Consider the following 12,863-nt stretch of genomic DNA (forward strand, 5'->3'; position numbering starts at 1 on the left):
GATGGCGTTGTGTTGATTGAACCGATAATGCTCCATGCCCAGTCCGTATTGCGCCTAGCCAGGCTGCAGGACTTCACCGGAGTTGATTGATGTCGGAAGACAGCGACGCAGAAAAGACCGAAGCCGCGTCACCGAAGCGCCTCGAGCAGGCGCGTGAGGAAGGCGACGTTCCGCGATCGCGTGAAGTGGCCACGTTTACGGTGCTGATGGCGTCCGGCTGCTGCCTGTGGTTTGCCGGCGACGCCATCGTGCGGCGGCTGACGGCCGTTATGGTTTCCGGGCTGACCCTGGACCGGGAGCAGATACTCAATCCCGACGCGATGATGTTGCGCATCGGCTATGACGTGGGTTCGGTCTTGCTGACCTGCCTGCCGTACGCCGCGGCCATCATGCTCGTCGCCCTGGCCTCGCCCGTGCTGGTGGGCGGCTGGCTGTTCAGCTCCAAGGCGTTTACTCCCAATTTTGGCAAGCTCAACCCGATTCGTGGCCTGGGCAATATGTTTTCAAAGAATGCGCTGGTGGAGCTGCTCAAGGCCATTGCCAAGACCCTCGTCGTTGGCGTCGTCGCCTGGATGGTGATGCAGCATCAAAAGGACGCCGTGCTGGGCCTGTCGGTGGAATCCTTGCGCGCCGGTTCGGCCCATCTGATCAGCCTGCTGATCACGGCCTTTTTGCTGATCGTCGGCGCCCTGGGCCTGATCGCCGCCATCGACGGTCCGTACCAGATGTGGCACTACGCTAACAAGATGAAAATGACCTTGCAGGAAGTCAAGCAAGAGTCGAAGGAGTCGGACGGCAATCCGCAGATCAAGGCGAAGATACGCCAGATGCAGCATGAAATGTCGCGCCGCCGCATGATGGCCGACGTGCCGACGGCCGACGTGGTGGTAACCAATCCTACGCACTACGCCGTGGCCTTGAAGTATGGCGAGAATTCGCGCGGCGCACCGCAGGTGGTGGCCAAGGGCATCGACGAAGTGGCGGCGAAGATCCGCGAACTGGCCGGCGAACACAAGGTCGCCATCCTCGAAGCGCCAGCGCTGGCGCGCGCGCTGTACAAGCACACGGACATCGGCGACGAGATTCCCGAGGCGCTGTATGGCGCCGTGGCCGAAGTGCTGGCCTACGTGTTCCAGCTGCGCAGCTACGGCAGCGGCCACGGCGAGCGCCCCGACAAGCCGAAAAAACTCGATGTCCCGCCCGAGCTCGACCCGCTCGACCCCGCATCGCAGACCAAACCCGCAGCAGACGCGGCAGACAAGAATAAAGGAAGCACACCATGAACGGCCTGACCATGCCAGCCTGGCTCAGCGGATTGAAAGGCAACGCCAGCAAGGGCCTCGCCGCGCCGATCATCATCATCATGCTGCTGGCGATGATGGTGCTGCCGCTGCCCGCCTTCATCCTCGACATCTTCTTCAGCTTCAATATCGCACTGTCCATCATCGTGCTGCTGACGGCGCTGTACACGGTCAAGCCGCTCGACTTCATGGCGTTCCCGACCATTTTGCTCGTGTCGACCATGCTGCGCCTGTCGCTGAACGTGGCGTCCACGCGCGTGGTGCTGACGGAAGGCCATACGGGCGCCGACGCGGCCGGTAAAGTGATTGAAGCGTTCGGTCACTTCCTGATCGGCGGCAACTTCACGGTCGGTATCGTGGTCTTCATTATTTTGACGATCATCAACTTTACCGTCGTGACCAAGGGTGCGGGGCGTATCGCCGAGGTGGGCGCCCGCTTCGCGCTGGACGCGATGCCTGGTAAACAGATGGCCATTGATGCCGACCTGAACGCCGGCCTGATCGGCGAAGACGAAGCGCGCCGCCGCCGCACGGAAGTGGCGCAGGAAGCGGAATTTTATGGCGCCATGGACGGTGCCAGCAAATACGTGCGCGGCGACGCCATCGCCGGCATCATGGTGACCGTCATCAATATCGTCGGCGGCTTGCTGGTGGGCTTGCTGCAGCACGACATGGGCTTTGCCGACGCACTCAAGAACTACACCTTGCTGGCCATCGGTGACGGCCTGGTGGCGCAGATTCCTTCGCTGATCATTTCCACGGCGGCCGGTATCGTCGTCTCGCGCGTGGCCAGCGAACAGGACATCGGCACCCAGCTGGTGGGCCAGCTGTTTGCGAAACCGCAAGTGCTGTATATTACCGCCGGCATCATCGGCGGCATGGGCTTGATCCCCGGCATGCCAAACATGGTCTTCATCCTGCTGGCCTCGCTGCTGGCCGGCTCCGCCTATTTGATCAGCAAGAAGCGCACGCAGGAAAAAGAAGCGGCCGAGAAACCGGCCGAAGCGCCGCAGGCGACCGTGGCGCCCGAGCAGGAAGAAGCCAGCTGGCAAGACATCATGCCCGTCGACACCCTGGGCCTGGAAGTGGGCTACCGCTTGATTCCCCTAGTCGACAAGACGCAGGGCGGCGAATTGCTCAAGCGTATCAAGGGCATCCGCAAGAAATTCGCCCAGGAAGTGGGCTTCCTGGCGCCGCCCGTGCATATCCGCGACAACCTGGAATTGAAGCCGTCCGCCTACCGCATCACCTTGAAGGGCGTGGAAGTGGGCGTGGGCGAAGCGTTCAACGGCCAGTTTCTGGCGATCAACCCCGGCATGGCCAGCGGCACCTTGCCGGGCCTGGCCACGAGCGACCCCGCTTTCGGCTTGCCGGCTACGTGGATCGACGCCAGCCTGCGCGACCAGGCCCAATCGATGGGCTACACGGTCGTCGATGCGGGCACCGTGGTGGCCACGCACTTGAACCATTTGATCACCTCGCATGCGTCCGAGCTGCTGGGCCGCGCGGAAGTGCAGTCGCTGCTCGACCACCTGGGCAAGGATGCGCCGCGCCTGGTGGAAGACCTGGTGCCGAAGATGCTGTCGCTGTCGGCCCTGCAAAAAGTGCTGCAGAACCTGCTGGCCGAGGGCGTGCACATCCGCGACATGCGCACCATCATCGAAACCCTGGCCGAGTACACGGTCAGCACGCAAGAACCGAACGAGCTGACGGCGCTGGTGCGCGTGTCCCTGGGCCGCGCCATCGTGCAGCAACTGTTCCCCGGCGCGGCCGAGCTGTCCGTGATGACGCTCGACAGCCGCCTGGAGCGCCTGCTGATGCAGGCGATGGGCAATGGCGGCGACGGCGCCGGCATCGAGCCGGGCCTGGCCGACACCATCGCCCACCAGGCGGGCCTGGCTGCCCAGCAGCAGGAAGCGCTGGGCCTGACGCCGGTGCTGCTGGTGCCGGCGCCGCTGCGCGCCCTGCTGTCGCGCTTCCTGCGCCGCGCCTTGCCGCAACTCAAAGTACTGTCGCATGCGGAAGTGCCGGAAACCAAGACGATCCGCGTCACGGCGCTGGTGGGTGCGCAGTAGTTATCTTCATTAGCATCGGGGTCAGACCCCCGCTAGCGTTAGCGCGGAGCTTTGCGTTAGCGTCAGTGGGGGTCTGACCCCAGCAGTTGCTTTTGGTCAAAAAAAACATCAATTTCCTCCCGGCAAACTGAATAACGGGTACTTTCCCGTCCTGTTCCTTCGATCGTTTCCTGCAAGCATCGCTAATAATGGAAACTGTCCGAGTGATCTGTGTCCATGTGGAAGACAGCACTCAAGCAACAGGAGTCGATGATGGTCACACAGTTCAGCCAATATTGCGCCACCCCCGCCTTGGGAGGCCGGTCATGAATGTGAAGAAATTTACGGGCGCCTCGTCGCGCGATGCGCTGCGCAAGGTGCGCGAAGCGCTGGGACCCGATGCCGTGATCCTGTCGAACCGCCAGGCCGATGGCGTGGTGGAAATCCTCGCGCTGGCCAATGACGATGCCGCTTCGCTGGCTTCGCCGCCGGCCGCGTCCGAAATGGCCCAGCCCCGTCCCCAGTTGCAGACCCAGTTCGCCACGCCGCAGCGTCCGGCCGCCCCGGCCCAGCGCCCGGCTGCGCCACGTCCTGCCGCGCCGCGCCAGGCTGCCTCCGAGCCAGTGGACATGGCCCGCATGCAGCAGATGATGGCCAGCGCGCTGGCGCACGTCAAAGAGAACGCCGCCGCCGAGATGAGCGGCATGATGAATGAAATCCGCGCCATGCGCGGCATGATGGAAACCCAGCTGGCGGAAATTTCGTGGGGCTCGACGCAGCAGCGCGAGCCGCAAAAAGCCGTCGTGCTGCGCGAAATGCTGGCCGCCGGCTTTTCCGCCAGCCTGGCGCGCTACCTGATCGACAAGCTGCCCGCCGGCCTCGACGGTGCGCAAAGCATGCGCTGGATCAAGACCGTCCTCAGCCGCAACCTGAACACGGTGGCCAATGAAGACGCCATGCTCGAGCAGGGCGGCGTGTTTGCCCTGGTCGGCCCGACCGGTGTCGGCAAGACCACCAGCACGGCCAAGCTGGCGGCCCGCTGCGTGATGCGCCACGGCCCGGAAAAGCTGGCCCTGATCACCACGGACGCCTATCGTATCGGCGCGCATGAGCAGCTGCGCATCTATGGCAAGATCCTCGGCGTGATGGTGCATTCCGTGAAAGATGAAGCGGATTTGCGCATCGCCTTGAAAGAATTGAAGAACAAGCACACGGTGCTGATCGATACGGTGGGCGTGAGCCAGCGCGACCAGATGGTGACGGAACAGGTGGCCATGCTGTCGGGCGCCGGCGCCGACGTGAAACGCCTGCTGTGCCTGAACTCCACGGCGACCCAGGAAACCCTCAACGAAGTGGTGCGCGCCTATCAGGGCAGCGGCCTGGCCGGCTGCATCATGACCAAGCTCGATGAAGCGGCGTCGATCGGCAACGTGCTCGACGTGGTGATCCGCCAGAAGCTGAACCTGTTCTATGTGTCGAACGGCCAGCGCGTGCCGGAAGACCTGTACCTGGCCGACCGTGGCTACCTGATCGACCGCGCCTTCAAGCTCAAGCGCGACTCGGCGGCCACGCAGTTTTCCGATGCCGAACTGCCGCTCCTGATGGCGCAGGCCGCCGCCCGCAACAATGAAGCGCGCGGGGTGCACCTTGGCTAATTTTGATTTCGACCAGGCTGAAGGCTTGCGCCGCATGCTGGCCGGCCCGCAGCCGCGCGTCATGACGTTCCTCTCGGCCACGCCGCAGGACGACAAGGGCGCCATGCTGGTTAACCTGGGTGCTTCGCTCGTCTATGGCGGCAATGACGTGCTGCTGCTCGACGCCAGCGGCGGCAGCGATGGTGTGGCCGCGCGCCTGGGACTGGCGCACGGCGCCAGCCTGCGCGACGTGGCGCGCCAGCAGTGCGGCTTGAACCAGGTCATCCACCAGGTGCCGCAAGGCTTTGGCGTGGCCAGCCTGGGCGCGCGCAACCATTTGATGGACAGCATGGACTATGCGGGCGAGGAGGAGTTGCGCCGCCTGGGCAAGACTTTCGACGTGCTGGCGCGCCGGAGCGGCATCGTGCTGGTCGACGGCGTCGTGGCAGACGAGGGCGCCTGTTTCCCCGTGCCCTTGATGGCGTCGTCCGATATCGTCGTGCAAGTCTCCACCAGCGCCACCTCGATCAAGGCGGCGTACTGCCTGATCAAGCGCCTGAGCCAGGAACTGGGACGCCGTCCGTTCGGTATTCTCGTCACCGGCGCTTCCGAATCCGAAGCAAAAGTGGTATACGATAATATGGCACAGGCGGCGAGCCGTTACCTGGCCGTGAAGCTGACGTCGATGGGTTCGGTGCCTGCCGATGAGTATCTGCACCGCGCGGCGCGCCTGGGCCGCAGCGTGGTCGATGCGTTTCCGCTGGCCGGCGCCTCGGTGGCGTTTCGCGGACTGGCCGAGCGGCTGGCCCGTTCGGCGGCGCCCGTGCTCGGCGGCACCTTGTACCAGACGGGGAGCCCGCACCAGTTCAGCGCCTGAAGCCAACCGTAGCACCAGATAAGATGAGAAAACAATAAGCAGCCTATGTACACGGTCAAAGGGAAATCGAACAAGGACTATTTGCTGACGGAGCATATTCCGCTGGTGAAGCGTCTGGCGCACCATATGAAGGCGAAATTGCCGCCTTCGGTCGAGGTCGATGACCTGATCCAGGCCGGCATGATCGGCCTGCTCGATGCCATCAGCCGCTATGAAGAGACGCATGGCGCGCAGTTCGAGACGTATGCCGTGCTGCGCATCCGCGGCGCCATGCTCGACGAATTGCGCACCAGCGACTGGCTGCCGCGCAGCATGCGCCAGAACATGCGCAAGATCGAAGAGGCGATGAGCACCTTGCAGCAGCGCCTCGGCCATCCACCGACAGAGTCGGAAGTGGCGAAACTGCTCAAGATGTCGCTGGCCGACTACCAGGAAATGCTGGGCGACGGCGGCGGCCACCAGCTCGTGTACTACGAAGACTTTCATGACCCGGACGGCAATGACAGCTTTCTCGACCGCCATTGCGTGGACGAGGACAGCGACCCCTTGCGTTCCCTGCTCGATACCGATTTCCGGCAATCCGTGATCGATGCCATCGACGCGCTGCCACCACGCGAGAAAATACTCATGGGCCTGTATTACGAAGAAGAGCTGAACCTGAAGGAGATCGGCGCGGTGATGGGCGTATCCGAATCGCGCGTCTCGCAGCTGCATACCCAGGCCGTCGCGCGCCTGCGCGCAACCTTGAGGGAGCAGGCGTGGACTGGTCCAGTGTAATCGGGCTGGCGCTGGCGCTGGCGGGCCTGTTGGTCGGCCAGGCACTGGAAGGCGGCAAGATGGCCTCCCTGCTGCAGCCGGCCGCCTTTGCCATCGTGGTCATCGGCACTTTCGGCGCCGTGCTGCTGCAAACGCGGCTGCGCACTTTCGTGCGCGGCCTGGAAATGCTGCGCTGGGTCTTCCTGCCGCCAGCCGACACGCGTGCCGCGCTGGCGCGCGACATCGGGCAATGGAGCTTGACGGCGCGCCGCGACGGCCCGCTGGCGCTCGAGCGCCTGATGGAAAACACGGCCGACCGCTTCAACGCCAAGGGCTTGCGGATGATCGTCGACGGCATCGCGCCGGACAAGCTGCGCCAGCTGCTCGACGTGGAAATCTCCGCCTACGAAATGGCCGAGCGCCAGGCCGTCAAGGTGTGGGAGTCGGCGGCCGGCTATTCGCCCACCATCGGTATTCTGGGCGCCGTGCTGGGCCTGATACACGTGATGGAAAACCTCACCGACCCAAGTAAATTAGGCGGCGGCATCGCTGTGGCGTTTGTCTCGACCATCTACGGCGTCGGCCTGGCCAACCTGCTGTTCCTGCCGGTGGCGAATAAACTCAAGGCCATCGTTTCGCGCCGCGTGCTGCAATACGAAATCACGGCCGCCGTGCTGTACGACATCGCCACGGGCGACCACACGCGCATCATCGAAGAGCGCGTTTCCAGCCTGCTGCACGAGCACTGACCATGATGCGGCGCGCGCGCAGGAAGTATGACGAGGAACCGGACAACCAGGACCGCTGGCTGATCTCGTACGCCGACTTCATCACCCTGCTGTTCGCGTTCTTTGTCGTCATGTACGCCATTTCGCAAGTCAACGAAGGCAAGTACCGCGTCTTCCAGAACGCCATCGGCCAGGCCTTCAGCCTGGAAAAGGGCGCGCCGCCCATCATCATGGAAGCGCCGCAAGCGATCCCGCTGCCGAATCCCGCCCTGAAACGCCGCACGGAAGCCATCCGCCGCGAGCGTGAACACATGACGCGCCTGGCGCAGGACTTGACGTCGACCTTGGCGCCGCTGGTCAAGGAAGGCAAGGTGCGGGTCACGCAGACGAGCCGCGGCGTGAGCGTGGAAATCAATGCCAGCGTGCTGTTCGACCCGGGCGCGGCGCGCCTGACGGCTGAGTCGGACCAGGCCCTGCGCGCCGTCGCCGTGCTGCTCAAGGACGATACGCACGACGTGCAGGTGGAAGGGCATACGGACGTGCAGCCGATCAGCAATTCCAACTTTGCCTCGAACTGGGAATTGTCGGCCGCGCGCGCCAGCGCCGTGGTGCGCCTGTTCATTGCCAGCGGCGTCAAGGCGTCGCGCCTGACGGCCGTCGGTCACGCCGACAATATCCCCGTGGCGCCCAATGAAACGGCGGAAGGGCGCGCGCGCAACCGCCGGGTCGCCGTGACGATCCTCTCGGGCATCCCGGAAACGGTGACGGAAGTGCCGACGGCGCCCGTGGCGCCGGCACCGGCACCTGCTCCGGCCAACTGACGGTCGTCAACTGCTGGCCGCCGCTTGGTACAATCGCGGCCTTCTTTCTTTTTATTTCTCCATCATGAAAAGCAGCTCCTTGGGCGGTCTCGTCTATTCCACTGAAACGGGCCGCATGTGTCCGGCCTGCCGCCAGCCGCTGGCGCAATGTGCGTGCAAGGCGCAAGCCAAGGCGGCGCCGGCGGGCGACGGCGTGGTGCGCGTGTCGCGCCAGACCAAGGGCCGCGGCGGCAAGAGCGTCACCGTGGTCAAGGGCTTGCCGCTGGACGCCATCGCGCTGGCCCTGCTGGGCAAGCAGCTGCGCACGCAGTGCGGCTCGGGCGGCACGGTCAAGGATGGCGTGATCGAAGTGCAGGGCGACCATGTCGACACCATTCTTGCCGCGCTGACCAGGCTGGGCCACCAGCCGAAAAAGGCGGGCGGCTAGCCGGGGCGCGTGCGTGCGGAGGCGTGCGGCCCGCTGCCGTGCGCCTGTGGTAACGTGCATTTCCTTTTATGCGCCACCTCATATGAATAACAAACTGACCGGTATCGCCATCGCCGCTGCCATCGCGGCAGTGCTGGCGGTCGTGTATTGGCCCGCGCCCGATGGCGGCGCACCGGACACTACCGCTACCGCTACCGCTGCCGCCAGCGGGCCGCCGGGGCGCAGCCTGGCATCGTATTTGAATATCGATGCCACCCCGGCCGCCGATGCCGCGCCTGTTGTCGTGTCCCTGGCGCAGCGGCTCGAGCGCCTGGCCTCCAGCGGCAAGCCGGAAGACGCGTATGCGGCCTATAACCTGATCGACGACTGCATCGTCTTCCAGCGCGAAAGCCGCTTGCCGGGGATGGAATTCGAGCTGGGACGCGAGATGACGGCGGAAGAAAAAGCAGCCCAGCAGCAGTTGTGCGCGGGCATGACGCAGCGCCAGCGCGAGGATCGCCTTGGCTACCTGGCCACTGCCGCGCAAGGCGGCGTGCCGGGCGCGGCCACCCTGTTCCTGTCGGAAGGTCCGTTCGGCGACCGCAGCGCGCTGCGCAACCGTCCCGACGATCCGCTGGTGCAGGCCTGGAAGCGGCAAGCGATCGCCCAGCTGACAACACAGGCGGACGCGGCGGAACTGACCAGCGTGTCGACCCTGATGATGGCCTATCTGCGCGATGGCGACGTGGTGCAGAAGGACGCGCCGCAAGCGTATGGCTACCTGCTGGCCCTGCGCATGGTCTACAACGACATCCTCACGCCAGGCACGACGAACCCTTACCAGGATGAATACTGGCACTGGCTGCAAAACGAGCTGACGCCGGAACAGCAGGCCGCCGCCCTCACCAAGGCGAATGGCATCGCCGCGAAATTCCGCCAGCATACGGGCCGGCCCGCGCACGGTTGAGTGCGTAGGCCTGCCCCTACGTGGGCTGGCCCGTGCAGAGGCCTGCCCGTGCGTGGAACCGCCGCGCCTGCCCCGTGTCTGCCAGCTACGGCAGTGCTTGCAGGCGCCCCGATGCCGGTCAGGCAGCCATCTTGCGGCGCCGTATGCTATACCCGATCAGGCCCAGTCCCGCCAGCAGCATGCCATAGGTTTCCGGTTCCGGTACGGCCGTGGTGATGGAAATGTCCAGCACGGAATCACGCACGCCGATGCCGCTTGCCACCAAGGTGTAGGTGCCAGGTCCCAGCAGGCCGTCGAAGGTCGAATGGGCAAACGCGCCCAGCACGCCGGTGAAGGTATCCGATTGCACCAGGTTATTGCTGGAGTCGAACAGGTCAATGTTGACGCCAGTCAGGCGGGGACCGAAGTCGTTGGCGCCCGTGACCAGCCAGGCCGCGTTGCCCGTGAACGACTGCACGCCGGCGCCGACCGTAAACGTGGTCGTTTGCAGCAGCGAGCCGCGCTCCGTCGTGAAGGTGTCGACGAACAAGGTGTCTTGCGCCAGCAGCGGCGTGGCCACCACGGCGGTCGATACGAGGTGGTTATAGAACACGGCTTGCGTTTCGGCCTGCGCGACCGGCGCCAGCAGGGTGCAGCCGAGCAGCAGCGCCGCGCCAGCCTTGCTTACTGAGAGAGAGTTCATATCATGCTCCTGTGTACTTGCGATTGAGGTGGTGTGCGTCGTGGCGCAGCGCAAAAGCGCAGGCTGGGGCGTGAAATGGATCAGCTATGCCTGCGGGAACGAAGTTCGTGTCGGCGAGGAAAGTCCCACCTGGAGATGTACGGCGTACGCCAGGGATTAGCATATAGTCATCACCTGTCTCAAGTTTGAGCATGCTCAAACGTGCGGCGTCAAAAAGGGCTTGTGTTGTTTCTGCGTGCGGTGTTGTGGGGGGATGCGGACGCGCTGGCACCGCCGCAGTCTCCCTGGAGGGAGCGACACGGCGATGATGTTCTCGATGGCAGCCGTATGGGTGCCGCTGCTCGGGACGGCGTCAGGCGTGCAGCAATGGCTTCTTGCTGGGGCGAAACGGGAAGACGCTTAGCCGATCACGACGCGCCGGCTGGCCGGGTTCGACATCGGTTGGCCACTGGGGCCGTAGAAATTGCCGCTTTGGGCCGTGGGGCGCATGGCGTTCAGGGCGCCTTGCGTGTGCAGCATGTGTTTGTTGACCAGCAGGCTGTTCAGCCGGTTCTGTTCCTTCGCTTCGCGCGTCGTCTCGAGCAGGGCTTTCCACAGGGGCGCCGCCTCGGCTTCGCTGGCGCTGACCAGCCAGTCTTCCATGCCCGCTTCGGCGGCGGTAAAACCTGCTGCCGCCAGCGCCTGGTGGCGTTGCGCCGCCAATTGGCTCAATTGTCCTACGAGTGCCGTCTTGCGCACCGTGAGCTCCGTGATTGCATCGATGTCAGCGGCAACCAGATGCCGCTGTTCTTCTTTCATCAATGCCAGCAATGTGGTCATGAGCTGTTGCTCGTCGCGCAGGCTGGAAAACGGAGTCACTGATTGCATGAGGGAACCTATCTATTTCGTGAGTGCAGCAAGTCCTTGACTGTGTCGAGGAGACCGTCCGCCACTTTTTCAGAGTTGACCTGGAACTGGCCGTCGGCGATCGCCAGCTTGATGCGTTCGACTTTTTTCGTGTCGAACACGGCGCCGCTGCCGGCAGTTGCACTGGCCGCTAATGCCTGTCCTTGTGGCGACAGGCGTACATTGTCCGACGTCGTCGGTGTTGCCTGGGCTTTCTCGGCATTCCGGGCGCCGGAGGTGCTCGCGGGCGCCACCGGCAGGCCGGGATTGCTTTTAATGGTGTTATCGGTAATTTTCACAGCGTGATCCTCGTCTGGTCGAAGTCAAAAAACTCCGGGATATGTGTCATTATCGGCACCTTCTTCCGAAACTTTAGTGCGCCAGACCACAATATCGCTGTCCATCCGGGTTTAAAAGGCGACCTCCACCAAGCCGCCCGCGCGCGCCACGCCGCTGATCTGCTGCCCGCTCTGCGTGCGCACCTGCACCGTCTGGCCATCGCCTGCGCTGCCGATGGCGCGTCCTTCTGATGCCACCTGGAAACCGTTGCCACTGGAAACTACACGCACCAGCTGGCCCTGCATCACCACCGGCTTGCGGCGCAGGGTGTCGAGGCGCATCGGCGTGCCTGGTGGCAAGGAAATATTCGTGCTCGCCCCTACTACCTGGGCCATGTCTGTGGCTATACCTGCCGGCAATGCGGCCAGGTCGCCCTGCATCGTCACCAGCTGGCTGGCGTCGATGGCTTGTCCTTGCGCCAGCGGCACGGCGCTGGCCACGTAGTCGCCCACGACGGCCACGTTCGCCTGCAGATAGATAGTCCAGCTGGAGGGCGCCGTGCAGCGCACGCCGACGGTGGTCTTGCCCCAGGCGCGCGCGCCCGGTGCCATGAACGCTTGCGGCGCGGGGCAGGCGGCCAGGTTCAGGCGCGGATCGACGGCGCCGACGGTGATGGTCACCTTGCCCGGCAAGCCATTGCTTTGCACTTGCAGGAATTGTTCCACGCTGTTGCGCAGCGCTTCCGGCGTTTGCCGGCCGGCGTTTTGCGCCTGGGCCAGCAGTGGCAGGGCGGCAAGAGCGAAGAGGAAAGCAAGCGGTGTTTTCATGGTGATAGGCCTCTGGAATACTGCCATGATAGTGGGCGAGGCCCCGTTCGAAGCGCCGATTAAGGGGTAAAAGTACGGTCTGATCCGGCGATGGTCTTGCAGGTGGGCACCGTACTATGTTTCCTGTCATCACTATACCGCCATCCTTCCGCCATCTTGGGCGCCAGTGGCAGATCTTTCCGGAGCCTGACATGATAGGGAAACTCGACGATTACATGCGCTTCAACGAGACGGCGCTGAGCCTGCGCTCGACGCGCCAGGAATTGCTCGCCTCGAATATCGCCAATGCCGACACGCCCAACTACAAGGCGCGCGATGTCGATTTCGCCGCCGCGCTGAAGGGCGCGATGGCGCGCAAGGACGGCGTGCCGCCAGCGTTGAAGGGCACGGCGCCGCAGCATATGCCGGGCAAGGGCGTGGCCGCGGCTGCGGGCGCGACCGGTGGCGGCAAGGTCGAGACCCTGGCCGACGGCACGCCGCTGCTGTACCGCGCGCCTGCCCAGGGCGCCGTCGATGGCAATACGGTCGACATGGACCTCGAGCGCAATGCCTTTGCCGACAACGCCATCCGCTACGAGGCGGCCGTGACGTTCCTCAACTCGCAGATCAAGGGCATGCTGACGGCCATCCAGGGAGGACAATAATC

The 12,863-nt window shown here is 64.2% G+C and carries 14 protein-coding genes; 10 read left to right on the plus strand and 4 right to left on the minus strand.

Going from position 1 to position 12,863, the window contains the following annotated elements; genetic code table 11:
- The first annotated feature begins 89 nt into the window (after positions 1-89).
- The 9 genes from flhB to SKZ59_RS04430 all read left to right on the plus strand — a co-directional run bounded on the left by flhB (position 90) and on the right by SKZ59_RS04430 (position 9,544).
- Positions 90-1,283 carry a flagellar biosynthesis protein FlhB gene (gene flhB / locus SKZ59_RS04390; RefSeq protein WP_034754106.1) on the plus strand — a complete coding sequence of 398 codons (1,194 nt, stop codon included), beginning with the start codon at positions 90-92 and terminating at the stop codon, positions 1,281-1,283.
- Positions 1,280-3,376: a flagellar biosynthesis protein FlhA gene (gene flhA, locus SKZ59_RS04395; protein WP_319990936.1), complete on the plus strand. Its 2,097-nt coding sequence runs from the start codon at positions 1,280-1,282 to the stop codon at positions 3,374-3,376. Before flhB ends, flhA begins: the two co-directional genes overlap by 4 nt.
- 305 nt (positions 3,377-3,681) lie before the next feature.
- Positions 3,682-5,010 (plus strand): flagellar biosynthesis protein FlhF, encoded by a 1,329-nt coding sequence (gene flhF / locus SKZ59_RS04400; protein WP_034754102.1) that lies wholly within the window; start codon positions 3,682-3,684, stop codon positions 5,008-5,010.
- The gene (locus tag SKZ59_RS04405; protein ID WP_034754231.1) at positions 5,003-5,866 is read left to right on the plus strand and encodes a MinD/ParA family protein; all 864 of its coding nucleotides are present in this window, start codon (positions 5,003-5,005) and stop codon (positions 5,864-5,866) included. Before flhF ends, SKZ59_RS04405 begins: the two co-directional genes overlap by 8 nt.
- 45 nt (positions 5,867-5,911) lie before the next feature.
- Positions 5,912-6,643, plus strand: a complete 732-nt coding sequence (locus tag SKZ59_RS04410) for an RNA polymerase sigma factor FliA (protein WP_319990937.1) — start codon at positions 5,912-5,914, stop codon at positions 6,641-6,643.
- Complete coding sequence (locus SKZ59_RS04415) at positions 6,625-7,371, plus strand: flagellar motor protein (protein WP_034785295.1); 747 nt, start codon at positions 6,625-6,627, stop codon at positions 7,369-7,371. The genes SKZ59_RS04410 and SKZ59_RS04415 overlap by 19 nt, the downstream gene beginning before the upstream one ends.
- A 5-nt stretch (positions 7,372-7,376) precedes the next feature.
- The gene (gene motD, locus SKZ59_RS04420; RefSeq protein WP_072455728.1) at positions 7,377-8,171 is read left to right on the plus strand and encodes a flagellar motor protein MotD; all 795 of its coding nucleotides are present in this window, start codon (positions 7,377-7,379) and stop codon (positions 8,169-8,171) included.
- Between the two features lie 64 nt (positions 8,172-8,235).
- Positions 8,236-8,598, plus strand: coding sequence for a translation initiation factor Sui1 (locus SKZ59_RS04425; protein ID WP_319990938.1), 363 nt, complete (start codon positions 8,236-8,238; stop codon positions 8,596-8,598).
- A gap of 82 nt (positions 8,599-8,680) precedes the next feature.
- Positions 8,681-9,544 (plus strand): hypothetical protein, encoded by an 864-nt coding sequence (locus tag SKZ59_RS04430; RefSeq protein WP_319990939.1) that lies wholly within the window; start codon positions 8,681-8,683, stop codon positions 9,542-9,544.
- A 118-nt stretch (positions 9,545-9,662) separates the two neighbouring features.
- On the opposite strand, the gene SKZ59_RS04435 is transcribed toward SKZ59_RS04430, so the two are convergent.
- The 4 genes from SKZ59_RS04435 to flgA all read right to left on the minus strand — a co-directional run bounded on the left by SKZ59_RS04435 (position 9,663) and on the right by flgA (position 12,217).
- Positions 9,663-10,226: an FxDxF family PEP-CTERM protein gene (locus tag SKZ59_RS04435; protein ID WP_072455392.1), complete on the minus strand. Its 564-nt coding sequence runs from the start codon at positions 10,224-10,226 to the stop codon at positions 9,663-9,665.
- A gap of 399 nt (positions 10,227-10,625) precedes the next feature.
- Positions 10,626-11,093, minus strand: coding sequence for a flagella synthesis protein FlgN (locus tag SKZ59_RS04440; RefSeq protein WP_070303619.1), 468 nt, complete (start codon positions 11,091-11,093; stop codon positions 10,626-10,628).
- Between the two features lie 8 nt (positions 11,094-11,101).
- A complete protein-coding gene (gene flgM, locus SKZ59_RS04445) occupies positions 11,102-11,410 on the minus strand; it encodes a flagellar biosynthesis anti-sigma factor FlgM (protein ID WP_034787161.1) in 309 nt (102 codons plus the stop codon).
- Positions 11,411-11,521: 111 nt separating this feature from the next.
- Entirely contained in the window at positions 11,522-12,217 is a 696-nt protein-coding gene (gene flgA, locus SKZ59_RS04450; protein ID WP_034754087.1) for a flagellar basal body P-ring formation chaperone FlgA, read from the minus strand.
- 191 nt (positions 12,218-12,408) lie between these two features.
- On the opposite strand from flgA, the gene flgB reads away from it, so the two are divergent.
- The gene (flgB, locus tag SKZ59_RS04455; protein ID WP_131687745.1) at positions 12,409-12,861 is read left to right on the plus strand and encodes a flagellar basal body rod protein FlgB; all 453 of its coding nucleotides are present in this window, start codon (positions 12,409-12,411) and stop codon (positions 12,859-12,861) included.
- Positions 12,862-12,863 lie beyond the last annotated feature (2 nt).

The sequence above is a fragment of the Janthinobacterium sp. GMG2 genome (assembly GCF_033949445.1).
GTDB lineage: Bacteria > Pseudomonadota > Gammaproteobacteria > Burkholderiales > Burkholderiaceae_D > Janthinobacterium > Janthinobacterium aestuarii.